The 561-nt window shown below is 59.5% G+C and carries 1 rRNA gene; it reads right to left on the bottom strand.

Annotated elements, in window-relative coordinates:
• A 23S ribosomal RNA gene (locus ACFP2V_RS38485) occupies positions 1-561 on the bottom strand; the annotation flags it as partial.

Below are 561 nucleotides of genomic sequence, written 5' to 3'. Positions count from 1 at the left end.
GTACTTTTCACCATTCCCTCACGGTACTATCCGCTATCGGTCACCAGGGAATATTTAGGCTTGGCGGGTGGTCCCGCCGGATTCACACGGGATTTCTCGGGCCCCGTGCTACTTGGGTGTCTCTCCAACGAGCCGTTGACGTTTCGGCTACGGGGGTCTTACCCTCTGCGCCGGACCTTTCGCATGTCCTTCGCCTACATCAACGGTTTCTGACTCGTCTCATGGCCGGCAGACCATGAAAGAGAGATCCCACAACCCCGTAGGCGCAACCCCTGCCGGGTCTCACACGCCTACGGTTTGGCCTCATCCGGTTTCGCTCGCCACTACTCCCGGAATCACGGTTGTTTTCTCTTCCTGCGGGTACTGAGATGTTTCACTTCCCCGCGTTCCCTCCGCGTACCCTATGTGTTCGGGTACGGGTGACAGCCCATGACGACTGCCGGGTTTCCCCATTCGGACACCCCCGGATCAAAGTCTGGTTGACGACTCCCCGGGGCCTATCGTGGCCTCCCACGTCCTTCATCGGTTCCTGGTGCCAAGGCATCCACCGTGCGCCCTTAA

Source organism: Streptomyces incanus (assembly GCF_042656345.1).
Classification (GTDB): Bacteria; Actinomycetota; Actinomycetes; order Streptomycetales; family Streptomycetaceae; genus Streptomyces; species Streptomyces incanus.
The sequence above is the reverse complement of the archived record's forward strand: the minus strand, read 5'-3'. Positions and strand labels throughout refer to the sequence as shown.